This window comes from Comamonas sp. MYb396, from assembly GCF_037479555.1.
Lineage (GTDB): Bacteria > Pseudomonadota > Gammaproteobacteria > Burkholderiales > Burkholderiaceae_C > Comamonas.
This window is the reverse complement of the sequence record NZ_JBBGYU010000001.1, coordinates 331543-348620: the sequence shown is the minus strand read 5'-3', so window position 1 is coordinate 348620 and position 17078 is coordinate 331543. Positions and strand designations below refer to the sequence as shown.

At 63.6% G+C, this 17078-nt stretch carries 13 protein-coding genes; 9 read left to right on the top strand and 4 right to left on the bottom strand.

The window, feature by feature from the left end; translation table 11 throughout:
* Positions 1-34: 34 nt before the first annotated feature.
* Entirely contained in the window at positions 35-451 is a 417-nt protein-coding gene (gene arfB / locus WH265_RS01720; RefSeq protein WP_339557404.1) for an alternative ribosome rescue aminoacyl-tRNA hydrolase ArfB, read from the bottom strand.
* Positions 452-807: 356 nt separating this feature from the next.
* On the opposite strand from arfB, the gene WH265_RS01715 reads away from it, so the two are divergent.
* The 9 genes from WH265_RS01715 (at position 808) to WH265_RS01675 (ending at position 13942) form a co-directional block, all read left to right on the top strand.
* Positions 808-3042 carry an NADP-dependent isocitrate dehydrogenase gene (locus WH265_RS01715; protein WP_027010657.1) on the top strand — a complete coding sequence of 745 codons (2235 nt, stop codon included), beginning with the start codon at positions 808-810 and terminating at the stop codon, positions 3040-3042.
* Between the two features lie 355 nt (positions 3043-3397).
* The gene (locus WH265_RS01710; protein WP_445228472.1) at positions 3398-5023 is read left to right on the top strand and encodes an inorganic phosphate transporter; all 1626 of its coding nucleotides are present in this window, start codon (positions 3398-3400) and stop codon (positions 5021-5023) included.
* A 556-nt stretch (positions 5024-5579) separates the two neighbouring features.
* Positions 5580-6683: a porin gene (locus WH265_RS01705; RefSeq protein ID WP_339557125.1), complete on the top strand. Its 1104-nt coding sequence runs from the start codon at positions 5580-5582 to the stop codon at positions 6681-6683.
* An 88-nt stretch (positions 6684-6771) separates the two neighbouring features.
* On the top strand, positions 6772-7845 hold the full coding sequence (locus tag WH265_RS01700; protein ID WP_339518508.1) for a sensor histidine kinase: 1074 nt from the start codon (positions 6772-6774) through the stop codon (positions 7843-7845).
* Positions 7842-8450, top strand: a complete 609-nt coding sequence (locus WH265_RS01695; RefSeq protein WP_339557124.1) for a response regulator transcription factor — start codon at positions 7842-7844, stop codon at positions 8448-8450. The genes WH265_RS01700 and WH265_RS01695 overlap by 4 nt, the downstream gene beginning before the upstream one ends.
* Before the next feature lie 374 nt (positions 8451-8824).
* The gene (gene efeU / locus WH265_RS01690; RefSeq protein WP_339557123.1) at positions 8825-10933 is read left to right on the top strand and encodes an iron uptake transporter permease EfeU; all 2109 of its coding nucleotides are present in this window, start codon (positions 8825-8827) and stop codon (positions 10931-10933) included.
* Positions 10934-10978: 45 nt separating this feature from the next.
* A complete protein-coding gene (gene efeB, locus WH265_RS01685) occupies positions 10979-12325 on the top strand; it encodes an iron uptake transporter deferrochelatase/peroxidase subunit (RefSeq protein WP_339557122.1) in 1347 nt (448 codons plus the stop codon).
* A 140-nt stretch (positions 12326-12465) separates the two neighbouring features.
* Positions 12466-13305, top strand: a complete 840-nt coding sequence (gene efeO / locus WH265_RS01680; RefSeq protein WP_339557121.1) for an iron uptake system protein EfeO — start codon at positions 12466-12468, stop codon at positions 13303-13305.
* A gap of 130 nt (positions 13306-13435) precedes the next feature.
* On the top strand, positions 13436-13942 hold the full coding sequence (locus WH265_RS01675; RefSeq protein ID WP_021025890.1) for a DUF6882 domain-containing protein: 507 nt from the start codon (positions 13436-13438) through the stop codon (positions 13940-13942).
* Between the two features lie 73 nt (positions 13943-14015).
* On the opposite strand, the gene WH265_RS01670 is transcribed toward WH265_RS01675, so the two are convergent.
* The 3 genes from WH265_RS01670 to WH265_RS01660 all read right to left on the bottom strand — a co-directional run bounded on the left by WH265_RS01670 (position 14016) and on the right by WH265_RS01660 (position 17047).
* Positions 14016-14378, bottom strand: coding sequence for a VOC family protein (locus tag WH265_RS01670; protein WP_339557120.1), 363 nt, complete (start codon positions 14376-14378; stop codon positions 14016-14018).
* Positions 14379-14780: 402 nt separating this feature from the next.
* Positions 14781-15776, bottom strand: a complete 996-nt coding sequence (locus WH265_RS01665; protein ID WP_339557119.1) for a Bug family tripartite tricarboxylate transporter substrate binding protein — start codon at positions 15774-15776, stop codon at positions 14781-14783.
* Between the two features lie 65 nt (positions 15777-15841).
* Positions 15842-17047 (bottom strand): CaiB/BaiF CoA transferase family protein, encoded by a 1206-nt coding sequence (locus WH265_RS01660; RefSeq protein WP_339557118.1) that lies wholly within the window; start codon positions 17045-17047, stop codon positions 15842-15844.
* Between the last annotated feature and the right edge of the window lie 31 nt (positions 17048-17078).

Here is a 17078-nt window from a genome sequence, read left to right as displayed (position 1 = left end):
TCACCGGCCCTTTGCCAGTGGGCGCGGTGCATGGTCAATCCCGCACCTTGCCGCGTTGGGCTTTGACATTGGCACGCAGGCTCTTGCTTTGCAGGCGGCGCTGCTGCGAGCCCCAGGTCGGCTTGGTGGCGCGGCGCTTGCGCGGCTCCACCGCCACGCTGGCCACCAGCGCGTTGAGGCGCTCGAGCGCATCCCAGAGGTTTTGCTCCTGGGTGCGGTAGCTCTGCGCCTTGATGACGACCACCCCATCCTGGGTGATGCGTGAATCGGCCAGTGCCAGCAAGCGGGTCTGCACGGGCTCAGGCAGACGCGATGCACGCACATCAAAGCGCAGGTGGATGGCGCAGCTGACCTTGTTGACGTTCTGCCCGCCGGGCCCCTGGGCGCGGATAGCCGTCCACTGCACATCGGCTTCATGCAAGGTGAGGGCGGAGGGCAGGGGCGTGGTCATGTCGGCAGGCGTGTCGCGGTGAAAAGAGCTGCAAGGCGGTGGATCGGAGGCGGATTGGGGTTTCACAGCGCTGTCGTGCAGCGCTGGCATAACGGCAGCTAGCCCCGTATTTTGCGTCAGCAGGCTCAGATGCCTCAACAAATCGCTGGGCCAACTCTTGTATAAGACTTAAAAAGCAGCGACAATCCTTGGCGTTGAATTCCGTATTGTGATATTGCATTGCAGCATTTGAGGGACAGGCTTCCCAACGGCAGGCGAGCAGTACATCATGACGGAGTTTACGCGGGCGCGCCCTGGGCTGTGGAGACCGGCCAAGGCGCGACGCACATCAGAACTTTTGCCACTTGAAAGACCAGATGACTACCCAGCAACCCACCATCATCTACACCCTGACCGACGAAGCGCCTCGTCTGGCGACCGCAGCGTTCTTGCCGGTTGTTCGCAGCTTTGCGAGCGCCGCTGGCATCAATGTGGCCGAGAGTGATATTTCGCTGGCAGCCCGCATTCTGGGTGAATTCCCCGAGTTTCTGACCGAAGCACAGCGCGTGCCCAACAACCTGGCCGACCTGGGCAAGCTGACCCTGACGCCCGATGCCAACATCATCAAGCTGCCCAATATTTCCGCGTCGGTGGGCCAGCTGCAAGAAGCGATCAAGGAGCTGCAAGACCACGGCTACAAGCTGCCTGACTACCCAGACAGCCCTGCCAACGATGCAGAAAAAGACATCAAGGCGCGCTACAGCAAGTGCATCGGCTCGGCCGTGAACCCCGTGCTGCGCGAAGGCAACTCGGACCGCCGCGCACCGCTGGCTGTGAAGAACTACGCCAAGAAGCACCCCCATTCGATGGGCGAGTGGAAGCAGTGGTCGCAAACCCATGTCTCGCACATGGAAGAGGGCGACTTCTACCACGGCGAAAAGTCCATGACGCTGGACAAGGCCCGCGAAGTGAAGATGGTGCTGGAGACCAAGTCCGGCAAGACCGTGGTGCTCAAGGACAAGGTCAAGCTGCAGGACGCCGAAGTGGTCGACTCGATGTTCATGAGCAAGAAGGCCCTGCTGGCTTTCTACGAAAAGGAAATCGAAGACTGCAAACAGTCGGGCATTTTGTTCTCGCTGCACGTCAAGGCCACGATGATGAAGGTGTCCCACCCCATCGTGTTCGGCCACTGCGTGCGCATTTTCTACAAGGAAGCGTTCGAGAAGCACGGCAAGCTGTTCGATCAGCTGGGCGTGAACGTGAACAACGGTATGGCCAATCTGTACGAAAAGATTGAAACCCTGCCTGCCTCGCAACGCGAAGAAATCATCCGCGACCTGCACAAGTGCCAGGAAGGCCGCCCCGCGCTGGCCATGGTGGACTCTGCCAAGGGCATCACCAACTTCCATTCGCCCAACGACGTGATCGTGGACGCATCGATGCCTGCGATGATCCGCGCCGGCGGCAAGATGTGGGGCGCCGATGGCAAGCCTTACGACTGCAAGGCCGTGATGCCTGAGTCGACCTTTGCCCGCATCTACCAGGAAGTGATCAACTTCTGCAAGTGGCACGGCAACTTCGACCCCAAGACCATGGGCACCGTGCCCAACGTGGGTCTGATGGCGCAAAAGGCCGAGGAATACGGCTCGCACGACAAGACCTTCGAGATCAGCGAAGACGGCGTGGCCAACATCGTCGACATCGCCACCGGCGAAGTGCTGATGAGCCAGAACGTGGAGCAGGGTGACATCTGGCGCATGTGCCAGGTCAAGGATGCGCCAATCCGCGACTGGGTCAAGCTGGCTGTCACCCGCGCCCGCAACTCCGGCATGCCTGCCGTGTTCTGGCTGGATCCCTACCGCCCACACGAAGCCGAGCTGATCAAGAAGGTGCAAACCTACCTGAAGGACCACGACACGAACGGCCTGGACATCCACATCCTGTCGCAAGTGCGCGCGATGCGCTTCACGCTGGAGCGCGCAGCCCGTGGCCTGGACACCATCTCGGTGACCGGCAACATCCTGCGTGACTACCTGACCGACCTGTTCCCGATCCTGGAGCTGGGCACCTCGGCCAAGATGCTGTCGGTGGTGCCGCTGATGCAAGGCGGCGGTCTGTACGAAACCGGCGCTGGCGGCTCGGCCCCCAAGCATGTCGAGCAGCTGGTCGAAGAAAACCACCTGCGCTGGGATTCGCTGGGCGAGTTCCTGGCGCTGGCCGTGTCCTTCGAAGAGCTGGGCATCAAGAACAACAACGAGCGCGCCAAGCTGCTGGCCCAGACCCTGGACCAGGCCACCGGCAAGCTGCTCGACGAGAACAAGTCGCCATCGCGCCGCACCGGTGAGCTGGACAACCGTGGCTCGCAGTTCTACATCGCGCTGTACTGGGCCCAGGCGCTGGCCGCGCAAACCACCGATGCCGAACTGGCAGCCAAGTTTGCGCCCCTGGCCAAGAGCCTGGCCGAGAACGAAGCCAAGATCGTCGGCGAGCTCAAGGACGTGCAAGGCAAGCCTGCCGACATCGGCGGCTACTACCAGCCTGACGCAGCCAAGCTGGACGCCGTGATGCGCCCCAGCAGCACCTTCAACGCAGCGGTGGCTGCACTGGGCTGATAAAGCCCAGGCCTGGGCTGGCTGATGCCGCCCGGGTTGCGATCATCCAAGTAAAACCGGCAGACCCGTGAGGGCTGCCGGTTTTTTTGCGTGTGTTTTATCGCAGCGTGCGGAAGTGCGCCTGGCAGGCAGCGCTGTGTTCGGGAAGGCTCGATCAGCGCCATCCATGGCAGCGGCAGCTGAGTCGGTATGAAGCATTTACGGGTATTTTTTAACAAGATGAAATACGAATGGATGATTTGCAAAAGCAATCAGACATTAGCAAACATTATCTTATGGTAATGATCTTGTCACACACGTTGAACAAAATTGCAAATGTCTAAACACAACACAGTGCCACCGGCACATAAACGACATGAGCAGTTCCATGGCCTCTTCGGCAGGTTTGTCAGCGGGCGCTGTCAAACCAAATTTCGATCAAAGAACCAGCCCCGTGCAGGTCGTGATCTTTCTGGGTTTGCTGGGCATTGGCCTGGGCTATATGGCCTGGGCCTTGGTGACGGACGTCACCGGCTCGCCGGGCGGCAACAGCATCACCATGGTGGCATTCCTGCTGCTGGCGGTGGCGCTGCTGATTGCGCTGGGCTTTGAGTTTGTCAACGGCTTCCACGACACGGCCAACGCCGTAGCCACCGTTATCTACACCCATTCGATGCCACCCAATGTGGCGGTGGTCTGGTCGGGCCTGTTCAACTTTCTGGGCGTGCTCACCTCCAGCGGCGCCGTGGCCTACGGCATCATCTCGCTGCTGCCGGTCGAGCTGATCTTGCAAGTCACGTCCGGCGCGGGCTTTGCGATGGTGTTTGCGCTGCTCATTGCCGCGATCATCTGGAACCTGGGCACCTGGTGGCTGGGTCTGCCCGCGTCGTCATCGCACACCATGGTGGGCTCGGTGATTGGCGTGGGCGTGGCCAATGCGCTGATGCGCGGCCGTGACGCGATGAGCGGTGTGGACGGCCACCAGGTCTGGGGCGTCTTCAAGGCCTTGCTGGTCTCGCCGGTGGTGGGCTTTGTCTGCGCCGCGTTGCTGCTGCTGGCCATGAAGGCGCTGGTCAAGAACCGCACCCTGTACGAAGAGCCCACCGGCAGCGCGCCTCCGCTGTGGATCCGCATTTTGCTGATCTTCACCTGCACCGGTGTCTCATTTGCCCACGGCTCCAACGATGGGCAAAAGGGCATGGGCTTGATCATGCTGATCTTGGTGGGTGTGGTGCCGATGGCCTATGGCTTGAACCATGCCGTGACCGAGCAGCACACGCCCCAGTTTGTCGAGGTTGCCTATGCCACGCAGGCCAACCTGGCCAAGGTCTCGACCCTGCCAGCGCCTGCGACCGATGCGCTGGCGCGCAGCACCGTGTCCGAGTTCATCCGCACCAAGGAGGCCAAGCCCGAGGTGGTTCCCGCCCTGGCCGAGCTGGCCGGCAGCATTGGCAAGCAGGTGCAGGAATACGGATCGCTGGCCAAGGTGCCCGCCACGGCGGTGGGCAATGTGCGCAACGACATGTTCCTGGCCTCAGAGACCATTTCCGTGCTGACCAAGAGCGATGCGATGGCACTGAACGATGCCAGCAAGGCACAGCTCCAGGCCTTTCAGGCCGAGTTGAACACCTCCACCAAGTTCATTCCTGTCTGGGTCAAGGTGGTGGTGGCCATTGCCTTGGGGCTGGGCACGATGGTGGGCTGGAAGCGCATTGTGAAGACCGTTGGCGAAAAGATTGGCAAGACCCATCTGACCTATGGCCAGGGCGCGGCGGCTGAACTGGTCGCGATGACCACCATCGGCGCAGCCGATGCCTTTGGCCTGCCGGTCTCCACCACCCATGTGCTGTCATCGGGCATTGCCGGCGTGATGACCGCCAATGGATCGGGCCTGCAGGCCTCCACCTTGCGCAATATTGCGCTGGCCTGGGTGCTGACCCTGCCATGCGCGATGCTGCTCTCGGGTAGCCTGTACTGGCTGTTCAGCCATGTCTTTGCCTGAGCGAAGCCTGGCTTATGGAGGGCCTGGACGCGGCGCGCAGGGCGCTGGGTAGGCGCCTTGTCCAGGCCTGTTGTCTGCCATCTATACCAAGGTATATGCATGCCATCCCAATGGCGGTGACATGCATGCCCAGGGCCACTGGCAAAGCAGCGATCGGCCTGCGAGAATCCGCTCTGTCGTCGCCGAAGGCATGGCCTGCATAAAAAGCGATGACGCTGCGCCCTGTTCCGTCTCGGCGATTGCCGCCGATGTGCGCTTCAGTTGTTGAAGCAGGGCATGGGTATCCCTCCAAGTTCTTCGCAGGAGAAAAGCCATGGACCCCGATCCTGAGCCTGCCATGCGCTGCTGCAAGCGCTGCCTTGCTTTGCCGTACACAACCTCCTCCTCCTCCTGGGCTGCCGCGCCAAGGCCATCTCGCCGCTGAATGCATGAGAGGGTCCCTGGCGGCGTGCTGCCGCTGTGACATCCCATGCTGCTTTTTCCAATCCTCTCCCACCCTCGCTCCACCGGGCCCCGGCAGCCTCTGCGGCACCAGCCTCGGGCCTGCATATGGCCCTTGTGTGCAGCTTTGCTGGCCGCCATGGTGGCGATGCCGGCCCAGGCGCAGACGAGCGTGCGCCTGTATGGCACCGTCGATGCCGCCATCAGCGCAACCCGGGTGAGCGGGGCGCCAACGCAAAAGAGCCTGCTGAGCGGCGGCCTGTCCGATTCGCTCTGGGGCTTGCAGGGCCGTGAGGCGCTGGGTGGTGACAGCTACGCCGCCTTTGCGCTGGAAGGCGGGCTGGATGCCGCCCACGGCGCGCCCGATGACCCAGCAAGGCCGTTCAACTACCAGTCCTGGGTGGGGGTGGGCAATGCGAGCCTGGGCGAGCTGCGCCTGGGGCGCCAGTACACCGTGGGCCAGGCCTATGTCAGCGCGATCGAGGTGGGGGCCTGGCGCGACTTTGGCGTGGGTGCCTTGTTGCGGGCCTCGGACAACTACCAGGTGTCCAAGCAGCTCAGCTGGCGCAGCCCGCAGTGGGGCGGTGTCCAGCTGGGCGCCAGTTACAGCTTTGACGCAGGTGACGCGCCAGCCGCAGGCACGACGGGCAGCGCCACCTACAAGCTCTATAGCTTGGCGCTGCGCTATGAGGACGGCCCCTGGCTGCTGGCTGCGAGCTGGGAGCAAGCCAGTGCCGTCCGTTGGGACGCCGCCTTGGCTGGCCGGCGCCCCAGCACCGCGCAGTTGGGCGCCAGCTACAACTTTGGCGTGGCACGCCTGGCGGCGGGCTGGAGCCGCCAGCGCAATGGCTTTGTCGGGCGCAATGGCGGCGATGGCCCGGCGCAGTTGCAGGCGGCCGGGCTCAAGGGTTTGGGGCCCATCGAGTTCATCGATGGAGGCCGGCTGGATGCGCTCTATCTGGCTGCGTCCATTCCCTTGGGCCGTGGCGAGTTCCAGATGCAGTGGTCCCAGGCGCGGCCCAACTGGGATTGGCAGGACAGCGGCGCGCGCGCCCGGACCAGCCAGGTGGTGTCGCTGGGCTACATCTACCCGCTGTCGCTGCGCACCAGTGTCTATGCCTTTGCTGCCCATGGCCGGGCTTACGCGATGGATGTGGCCTTGGATGCCAGCCAGCCCTCGGTGAGCCAGCTGGCTTTTGGGCTGAACACCCGTTTTTGATGGGGTGGGCTTTTGCGCCCCATGGCGCCTGGCGTGGTAGCCTTTTGCGGTCCCTGCTACCCAGCGCCGCCTTGTCTGCGTGTTTCTGATGAAGATCCCGTTCCTGCCACCCCAACTCTGGCGCCGCCCAGGCCTGCATGTCATGGGCATGGGGCTTGCGCTGGCGCTGCTGTTTCTGATCGACACGGCGACCCGCTATGAGGTGGCGGTGTCGGTGTTCTACACCGTGGTCATTGTGGCGATGGCCCATGTGCTGGCCTTGCGCGGGCTCATGGCGCTCACCGGCAGCTGCGTCGCCCTGACCTGGCTGAGCTTTTTCATCACCAGCTATGGCGACCAGCAAGCAGGCCGGATCAATATGCTCATCAGCACAGTGGCGATTCTGATCACCGGCTACCTGGCCTGCAGGGCGGAATTGGCGCGCGCTGCCGCCCATGAGGCCCAGGCCAGGCTCTTGCGCATCTCGCGCATCCACAGCCTGGAGGGCCTGACCACCTCGATTGCGCATGAGCTGAACCAGCCCTTGGCGGCGATCGTCACCAGCGGCCATGCCTGCCAGCGCTGGATGGACCAAGACCCGCCCAACCTGGACAAGGCCCGGCAGGCGCTCCTGCGCATCCTGGGCGATGCGGACCGGGCCAGCGCCATCATTGGCCGGGTGCGCAAGCTCAGCAAGGGCGAGCCCGCCAGCCCCAGGCCCTTTGTCTTCAATGCCGCCGTGCGCGAAGTGCTGGCGCTGTCGCAGGCCGAGATGCAGCGCCTGAACATCGCGATGCGTGCCGATCTGGCGCCCGGCCTGCCGCTGGCGCTGGCCGATCCGGTGCAGGTCCAGCAGGTCATCGGCAATCTGGTGCTCAATGCGATGGAGGCCACGGCCTTGGTCGATGTCGCGCGCCGCACCATCCTGGTGGAATCGCTGCAGCAGCAGGACAAGCTGGTGTTTCGGGTATCGGATGGCGGCCCGGGCCTGCCCGCTGGTGCGCAGGAGCAGGTGTTTGAACCTTTCTGGACCACCAAGCACGAGGGCATTGGGGTGGGGCTGAGCATCAGCCGCAGCATTGTCGAGGCCAATGGCGGCCATATCTGGGCGCAGCCCCATGCGCCAGCCGGGGCGGTGTTTGCTTTCAGCCTTCCGGTGGCGCAGGAGGAGGGTGCGGCATGACGGGGCCTGCCATGGTCTATGTGGTTGATGACGACCACTCGGTGCGTGCCGCGCTGGAGGATCTGCTCGCCTCTGTCAGCCTGCCGGTGCGCGCTTTTGCATCGGCTGCCGAATTTCTGGCGCATCCGCCCGCCGATGCGCCCGCCTGCCTGGTGCTCGATGTGCGCATGCCCGGGCAAAGCGGCATGGAGTTCCAGCGCCAGATGCAGAGCCTGGGCCTGCTGCTGCCCGTGGTCTTCATCACCGGGCACGGCGATATTGCGATGGGCGTCAAGGCCATCAAGCAGGGCGCGATTGACTTTCTGGCCAAGCCTTTTCGCGACCAGGATCTGCTCGACGCCATCCACCACGGCATTGCACAAGACCGCGCCCGGCGCCTGCAGGATGCCGACCGCGCCGAGAGCCTTGGCCGCTGGCAGTCGCTCTCTGATGGCGAGCGCGAGGTGGTGCGGCTGGTGGTGCAGGGCCTGCTCAACAAGCAGATTGCCCACCAGCTGCAGCTGAGTGAGGTGACGGTCAAAGTGCGGCGTGGCAATGCGATGCGCAAGCTGCAGCTGAGCTCGCTGGCCGATCTGGTGCGGTTCACCGAAAAGCTCGGCCTGTAGTGGCGTGTCGCAGCGCCTGCCGCTGGCCTTGGGTCAGCTGACTCTGAAGGCAGCCTTACGCCATGTTGGCGGCAGGGGTGTTTTGCGAATGGCGGTTGCTATGTAATTGATAGCTTCAAAGCCTTGTGCGCGATGATAAGATATACGTTTTTGCTTGTAAATGCTGTGCCCGCGTGTAGGCGGCCTTCGGATGCGCTGCCGGGGACGGTGGTTTGGTCTTAACATGCTGCACCTGCCTTTGCTGCATCGCCGCATTGTCTGCCTGCGGCAGGCCCTGGGCCGTTCGGCACGGTTGGGCATTTATCGACAGAACTGAGAAAGATCAGCGGGCGGCGCGGCCCTTGGCCTGCGCCCCAGCTTGAGCAACACATTACATGCTGGTTCCATTTTTGATTATGTTGCGCGAGGGCATCGAGGCCGCGCTGATCGTTGGCATCATTGCCAGTTTCCTTCGCCACACGGGCCGCGCACGCCTGATGCCCGCCGTCTGGGCCGGGGTGTTTCTCGCGCTGGGCCTGTCGCTTTTCGTGGGCGCCGGCCTGCAGTGGATGGCCGCCGAGTTTCCGCAAAAGCAGCAGGAGCTGTTTGAGGGCCTGGTCGGTTTTATCGCGGTGGGCATGCTGACGGGCATGGTGTTTTGGATGCGCAAGGCCTCGCGCTCGATCAAGGGCGAGTTGCAGGCCTCGGTCGACAAGGCGCTCAGCACCTCGGGCAGTGCCAGCTGGGCGCTGATCGGCATGGTCTTTTTGGCCGTGGCCCGCGAAGGCGTCGAATCCGTCTTCTTCTTGCTCGCCATCTTCCAGCAAAGCTCGGGCTGGAGTGCCGCTGCCGGCGCCTTCCTCGGCGTGGCACTGTCGGTGTTGCTGGGCATTGGGCTCTACAAAGGCGGCGTGCGCATCAATCTGCGCCAGTTCTTCCGCTACACCGGTATCTTTATCCTGGTCGTGGCCGCTGGCCTGCTGGCCGGCGCCGTGCGCCGCCTGCATGAGGCCGGTGTCTGGAACCAGCTGCAGCAAGTGGTGTTCGACAGCAGTGCTGTGCTGCCCGAAGACAGCCCGCTGGGCGTGATTCTGGGTGGCTTGCTGGGCTATATGCATGCGCCGGTCGCCGGCGAAGTGCTGGCCTGGGCGTTGTACCTGGCCGTGACCTTGGTGATGTTCTTCTGGCCAGTCAAGGCGGCGCCTGCGGTGGCCGGCGCGCCTGCCGCATCCACCCCCGCCGCTGCACCGACCTCCGTGCCCGCTGCCGAGCCCGCGCCCCGTCTGGGCCCGGTGGTGCTGGGCAGTGTCGTCGTGTTCCTGCTGGGTGCTGCAGCCTTCTTGCAGGCATCGACGGCGCCGCATGCCAGCGGTGCTGCGGCGGGTAGCGCCACCTCGGCCGATGGTGTGCCGGTGGTGACCATTGAAATCAACCAAGGCACCTGCACCCCCAATGCGGTAACGGTGCCGGCCGGCAAGGTGATTTTCCGCATCGTCAACCAATCGCAGCGCGCGCTGGAGTGGGAAATTCTGGACGGCGTGATGGTGCTCGAAGAGCGCGAGAACATTCTGCCGGGCATGACGCAGCAGCTGAGCGCACGCCTGGTGCCTGGCAACTACGAGATGACCTGCGGCCTGCTCAATGCTGCGCGCGGCAGCCTGACGGTGACGACCTCGGACGCCTTCAAGGCCGAGGCGGCCAAGCCGCCGGTGACCGCCTTCCTGGGCGCACTGGCCGAGTACCAGGTCTATATGCTGACCGAGACGGCCAGCCTGCAAGAGATGGTCGATGCGCTGCAGCAGCGCCTGGCCCACCCAGTCGACGCCGGTGCGACGCCGCAGGACGGCTACCCTGCCGATGCACAGCAGCTGGCTGCGCTGGCGCGCGGCCAGTACCAAAAGCTGGCGCCGTTGGCGGTGCAGTATGGTGATTTGAATGCCCGCATCGATGCGCGTGCTGCAGACTTTGCATTGCGCGACAAGGACCCGGCCTTTGTGGGGCTGCAGCGCATTGCCGCTGGCCTGCAAGCGGGTGAGGCAGCGGACCAGCTGCTGCCGCTGGCCACCAGCTTGCAGCAGGATGTGCAGCAACTGGCCCAGCGCCTGGGTGATGCGGCTCTGCAACCCCAGTCGATTGCTGCCGCTGCGGCCAAGGCGCTCGAGCGCGCCTCCACCTTGATTCCTGGCGAGGCGACCACGCCCGAGCAGGGCCTGGCCGTGCTGCAGTTTGTCTACGGCAGCTGGGCTGCGGCCAACAAGGCCCAGCAAGTGCTGGGCCCCGTGCTGGCCAATGCTAACCCGGGCCTGAACCAGCAGCTGCAAGACAGCCTGGCCAAGCTGCGCCAGCGCATGCAAGAGCTGGGCGAGCCCGCCGATGACAGCCAGGTGCCGGGCACCGCCGGTACCGCGTTGAACCCGGTGCAGTGCCAGAACCTGGCCCAGGCGCTCTACCAGGCATCGCAAAGCATGGCCAAGGTCAATGCAGCGCTGGGCTTGCAGCCCTAAACTTTCCGCCTTCTATTTCTACAAATAACACACAGAAAGCACCACATGTCTTTATTCAAGAACAGGAACGCGTCTCAATCCGTCGTGCCGGGCAGCACCGACCCCGCCAGGCGGCGCTGGCTGGGTGAGGCCGCAGGCGTCATGGGCGCCGGTGTGCTGGCCGGCATGCCCGCGCGCCAGGCGCTGGCTGCTGAAGACGCCTCGCCCGGCAACACCCAGGTGGCCGATGCCCCGCATACCAGTGTGTCGCAGCAGCGCGTGCCGTTCTACGGCAAGCACCAGGCCGGTATCGTCACGCCCCGGCCGCTAGCCGGCATGTTGGTCAGCTTTGATGTGCTGGCCAGCAACCAGGCGGAGCTCGAGCGCCTGTTCAAGACCCTGACCGAGCGCATCCACTTTCTGACCCAGGGTGGCACCCAGCCGGTGCTCGACCCCAAGCTGCCGCCTGCGGGCTCGGGCATTCTCGGCCCGGTGGTGCAGCCCGATGCGCTGACGGTGACCGTGGCTGTGGGCCACAGCCTGTTTGATAGCCGCTTTGGTCTGAAGGACCAGTGCCCCAAGCGCCTGACCCCCATGCAGCAGCACCCCAATGACGCGCTGCAGGCCGCGCTCTGCCATGGCGATCTGTCGATCCAGTTCTGCGCCAACACGCCCGACACCAATATCCATGCGCTGCGCGACATCATCAAGAACCTGCCCGATCTGCTGATGGTGCGCTGGAAGCAGGAGGGCTCGGTGCCGCCCATCCCCGCCGCTGTGGGCCAGCCGGCAGAGAGCGCGCGCAATTTCCTGGGCTTCCGCGATGGCTCGGCCAACCCCCAGTCCGATGATGACGCGATGATGCGCCGCATTGTCTGGGTGCAGCCCGAGTCGGGCGAGCCCGCTTGGGCCGCTGGCGGCAGCTACCAGGCCGTGCGCATCATCCGCAATTTTGTCGAGCGCTGGGACCGCACGCCGCTGGGCGAGCAAGAGGCCATCATGGGCCGCGACAAGGACAGCGGTGCGCCGCTCGATGCGCGCAAGAAGACCGAACACGACACGCCGGACTATGCGGCCGATCCCGAAGGCAAGAAGACGCCGATGGACGCCCATATCCGCCTGGCTAACCCACGCAACCATGGCAGCGAGGCCAACCTGATCCTGCGCCGCCCCTTCAACTACTCGAATGGCGTCACCAAGTCGGGCCAGCTGGAGATGGGCCTGCTGTTCATCTGCTACCAGGCCGACCTGGAAAAGGGCTTTGTCACGGTGCAAAAGCGGCTCGACGGCGAGCCGCTCGAAGAATACATCAAGCCCATTGGCGGCGGCTTTTTCTATGTGCTGCCCGGCGTGGCCGATGCCCATGACTGGCTGGGCAGCAGCCTGCTGGCTGCTGCCGCCAAGCAGGCCTGATCCCGTTTCCTAACCAGCCACTGGTGTCTGTACTGCAAGGCCTGGGCGCGTCCATCTTCATGAAGGACGCCAGCCTGGGTTTGGCATTGGGATACTGGAAGCCAAAAATTATCAATCTAACAGTATCTAGGAGTTCTCGTATGTCCATGCGTCGCCAATTCTTGCAAGGCCTGCTTGTGGCCGGCAGTGCCAGCGTCATTCCCCTGTCCAGCTGGGCGGCAGAAGGCGTGTCTGCGCTGGAGCTGGTCAAGCCCCTCACGGAGTACAAGCTGTACGTCAACACCAACCTGCGCGAGCTGGTCAAGGGCGTGCAGGCCTTCACCGATGCGGTCAAGGCCGGCAAGGTGGAAGAGGCCAAGAAGATGTACGCCACCGTGCGCCGCCCTTACGAGCGCATCGAGCCGATTGCCGAGCTGTTTGCCGATCTGGACAAGAGCATGGACTCGCGCGCCGATGACCATGAAAAGGCCGAGAAGGACCCGGGCTTCACCGGCTTTCACCGCATCGAGTACGGCCTCTGGGTTGAAAAAAGCACCAAGGGCCTGACTCCCTTTGCCGACAAGCTGCTGGCCGATGCCAAGGAGCTGCAAAAGCGCGTGAGCGGCCTGACCTTCCCGCCAGAAAAGGTCGTGGGCGGCGCTGCGGTGCTGATGGAAGAGGTGGCTGCCACCAAGATCTCGGGTGAAGAAGAGCGCTACAGCCACACCGACCTGGACGACTTCCAGGCCAACTTCGAAGGTGCGGACAAGATTTTTGAACTGCTGCGCCCCCTGGTCGAGAAAAAGGACAAGGCCTTTGTCGAGAAGACCGCGTCGAACTTCAAGACCGTGTTCGACATCCTGGCCAAGTACCGCAAGCCCGATGGCAGCTTTGAGCTGTACACCAAGCTGAATGAGGCCGACCGCAAGATCCTGGCCGGCCGCGTGAACACGCTGGCCGAAGACCTGTCCAAGCTGCGCGGCATGCTTGGCCTGAACTGATAGCGCCCTCAGCTTGCTGAACGATGGACCGCCCCTGTGCAAGTGGCGGTTTTTTTATGGCCGATGCGGTTGCCGATCGGCAGGCCCGGTTTGGCCGACAATGGCGGCTGCATTTTGAACCGCTAGCGCTATGAACGACACCACCACCAGCCCCAAAGGGGGCGAGACCGACTGGGCCGCCTGGAGCCGCGAGGCCGTTGAGACCATGATGGCCCGCAATACCGAGTGGCCCCGCCAGTTTGGCCTGCACAGCGCGCCGCACTACCACTGGGATCTGCAAACCGCCAGCCTGGTGCTGCAGGCACCCTTGCATGAGGTGCAGGGCACCGTCTGCCTGGTGGGCACCAGCAGCGAGAGCGAAGGCAGCTTTGTGTGGAGCTGGGCCAATGCCAATATCCCCGCCCAGCATGGCCAGGCCTTGGAGGTGGTGCACGACTTTGGCCGTGAGCACCAGCTGGCCTTGCTGACCACCGCAAGCATCCCCGGCGGCCGGCCCGAGGCAACCGAATGCCTCTGCATTGCCGCCCGGCTGCAGCGCGCGATCGGTACCTTTATCGACCAGCAAGGCGATATCACGCTGTACTTCAGCATCCTGCATCTGCAGGTGGTGCAGAACCCGGACCAGGCGCTGCAGTAAAGGCTCGCCGCCCGCAGCTAGCCGCCCGCAACTGGCCGTCCGCAGCTAGCCGCTGGCGACTGGCGGTCCGCGCCTAGCTGCCCGCTGGGCAATGCAAGCCCAGGCTGCAACCAAAGGGGTCCAGCAGCATGGCCGCTGTGGCCCCCAGGCTGGTCGTCATCGGCCCCCGGTAGAGCCGCGCGCCATGCGCCTGCAGACGTTCAATGGCAGCGCCCAGATCGGCGACTTCCCAGTACACCGTGGTGCCGCCCACGCCGCCCGGGCATTTCCCATCGGCGGGGTGAAAGCCGATCAACAGGCCCGGGCCCTGCACAAAGGCATAGTGCGCGTTCTCATGCTGCACCTCCGTGCCCAAGAGCTGCGCATACCAGGCGGCTGCGGCATCGATATCGGCGACAAACAATACGACAGATTCCAGCTTCTTGAACAAGGCCATTTCCGTTGCTTTGGGGGGCGGTGGTGGGCTGCGCGATTGTGGCATGGCGCAGCGGGGCGTGAGCTTCGGTGCAGTACATCCGCGGTGTTTGCTTCATACAAACACTCATTCAGCCTTAGGCAGATATTGTGTTGCATTGACCGGTTGAATTCACAACCCGTTGCAGCGGGCCGCTTCACAAAACTGAACTACAGCAGCGCAGCGATTGCCGTCCTCGCTTTCGTCATCCGAGCTCGAACGATTCAAGATGAATCTGATCCATCAAACGCCGGGGCCAAACACCCAGGGCAGCGGTGGCGATCCAAAGTTTCATAGTGGCAACTCCGTGCGAAAAGACAGTCTCCAAAGCGTAGAGCAGTCTGAATCTGCCTTTTGTTGGAGGAGTTCGATCCATCTGCGGGCTCAATCCATTTTGACTTGTGCGGCTTTCACCGCCGCCTGCATGCGCAGCTTTTCGCTCGCCATAAAACGGGTCGCCACTTCCGGCGGGGTGAGCTGGATCTCGTAGCCCTGGGCGATGAGCGCTTCGCGGGCTTCTGGGGAGGCAATGCCTTGCACAAAGCCTTGGTAGAGGCGATCTATTTCGGCCTTGGGTACACCCGCTGGGGCAATGGCGGCGATCCAGCCGTCCAGCTCGTACTGCGGCAGGCCTTGTTCGGCAATGGTGGGCACATCGGGCAGGCTGACGCTGCGTTTGGCGCTGGTGATGCCGATGGCGCGCAGGTTCCCGGCCTTGATGTGGGCCATGGCGGGTGCGACCGCCACCACGCCCAGCTGCACCTGGCCGCTGAGCAAGTCATTCATCAGCTGGCCCGTGCCTTTGTAGGGGATGTGGGGCACATCGATCTGTGCCTGCTCGACAAACATGGCAGCGCCCAAATGCAGGATGGTGCCATTGCCCGATGAGCCGTAATTGAGCGTGCCGGGATGGGACTTGGCGTGGGCAATCAGCTCCTGCACGGTACGTGCGGGCACCTTGGGGTTGGCCACCAGCACAAAGGGCGTGGTGCCGATGATGGTGATAGGGGCGATGTCCTTGATCGAATCAAAGGGCATGTTTTTGTACAGGCTGGGGTTGACGACGTGGTTGTTGCTGACGATGCCGATGGTGTCCCCATCTTTGGGCGCCCGCACAATCTGCGCCGTGCCAGTGATGCCGCCTGCGCCAGGCAGGTTCTCAATCACCAGGGGCTGGCCCAGGACTTTGCTGATGGGCGTGCTGATGGCGCGAATGGCGCCGTCGGCCCCCGAGCCCGCCGATAGCGGCAAGATGACGCGCAGCGCTTTGTCGTGCCCTGCCGGCTTGGTTTGCGCCAGCGCGGGCAAGGCGCCACTGGTGAGGCTGGCCAGCGCCATGGCCAGTGCGGTGCGGCGGGTGAATGGGCGGGTGGGGTGCATGTTTGTCTCCTGATTGCGGCTTTTCGCCTGTCTATAAAGGATGGCTTGCTCTTATATTGGTAGCATTATGCAGCTGCCTGAGCGGACTGCATGGCGCTGATCTGCGCGGCGTCGTAGCCCAGGCTGGCCAGCAACTCGGCGGTGTGCTCGCCCAGGCGCGGCGGGTTTTTGCGTACGACCAGACGCTCACCTGCCATGCGCAGCGGCAGCAAGGCGGTCTGTGCGGTTTGGCCGGCGCGTTCGCCGTCGGTCAGCGTTACCTCTGCCAATCCGCCGGAGGCCTGCAGGTGCGGGTCGTCCAGCAGTTGTTCTGGCTTACTGATGGGGGCGTAGGGCAGAGCGTTGTCTTCAAAGATTTTGGCGACCTGTGCGACATCCATGCGGATCAGGCGCGCGCGCAGATCGGCGAGCAGGGCCGGGCGCTCACGTACGCGTTCGTTGTTGGTGGTGTAGCGCGGGTTGGCCAGTAGATCGGCCCAGCCAAAGGCCTGGCACATGGTGCGCCACTGGGCATCGCTCACGGCGGCCAAAAAGATCTGCTCGCCGTCTTGGACGGTGAACACGTCGTACACCGACCAGGCCGAGATGCGGTTGGGCATGGGCTCGGCCGCCTCGCCCGTCACGGCGTACTGCATCATGTGCTGGCCGACGAGGAAGACGTTGTTCTCGAACAGCGCCGAGTCAATCTCTTGCCCCTTGCCGGTTTGGGCGCGCTGCATCAGCGCTGCCATGGCGCCGATCGCGCCAAACATGCCGCCCATGATGTCGTTCACGCTGGTGCCCGCGCGCAGCGGGTCGCCGGGGCGGCCCGTCATGTAGGCCAGGCCCCCCATCATCTGGACGACCTCGTCCAGCGCGGTGCGGTGCTCGTACGGCCCGGGCAAAAAGCCGGTGTGGTTCACATAGATCAGGCGCTCGTTCAGCTTGGACAGCGCGGCATAATCCAGGCCGTACTTGGTCATCACGCCGGGCTTGAAGTTTTGCGCCACCACATCGGCAGTGCTGGCCAGGCGAATGGCAGCTTCCAGTCCCTGGGGCTGGCGCAGGTCCAGCGCAATGCTTTTTTTGTTGCGATTGAACATGGGGAAAAAACCGGCGCCCGCACCCAGCAAGTAGCGCGTGCGGTCGCCCTCGACAGGTTCAACCTTGATGACTTCGGCACCCAGGTCGGCCAGCACCATGCCGCAGGTGGGGCCCATGACCATGTGGGTGAATTCGACCACGCGGATTCCGGCGAGTGGGAGCGATGGGGAGAGAGATGGGGTACTCATATTTTGATGGCCACCAGCATGCATGGGGTAA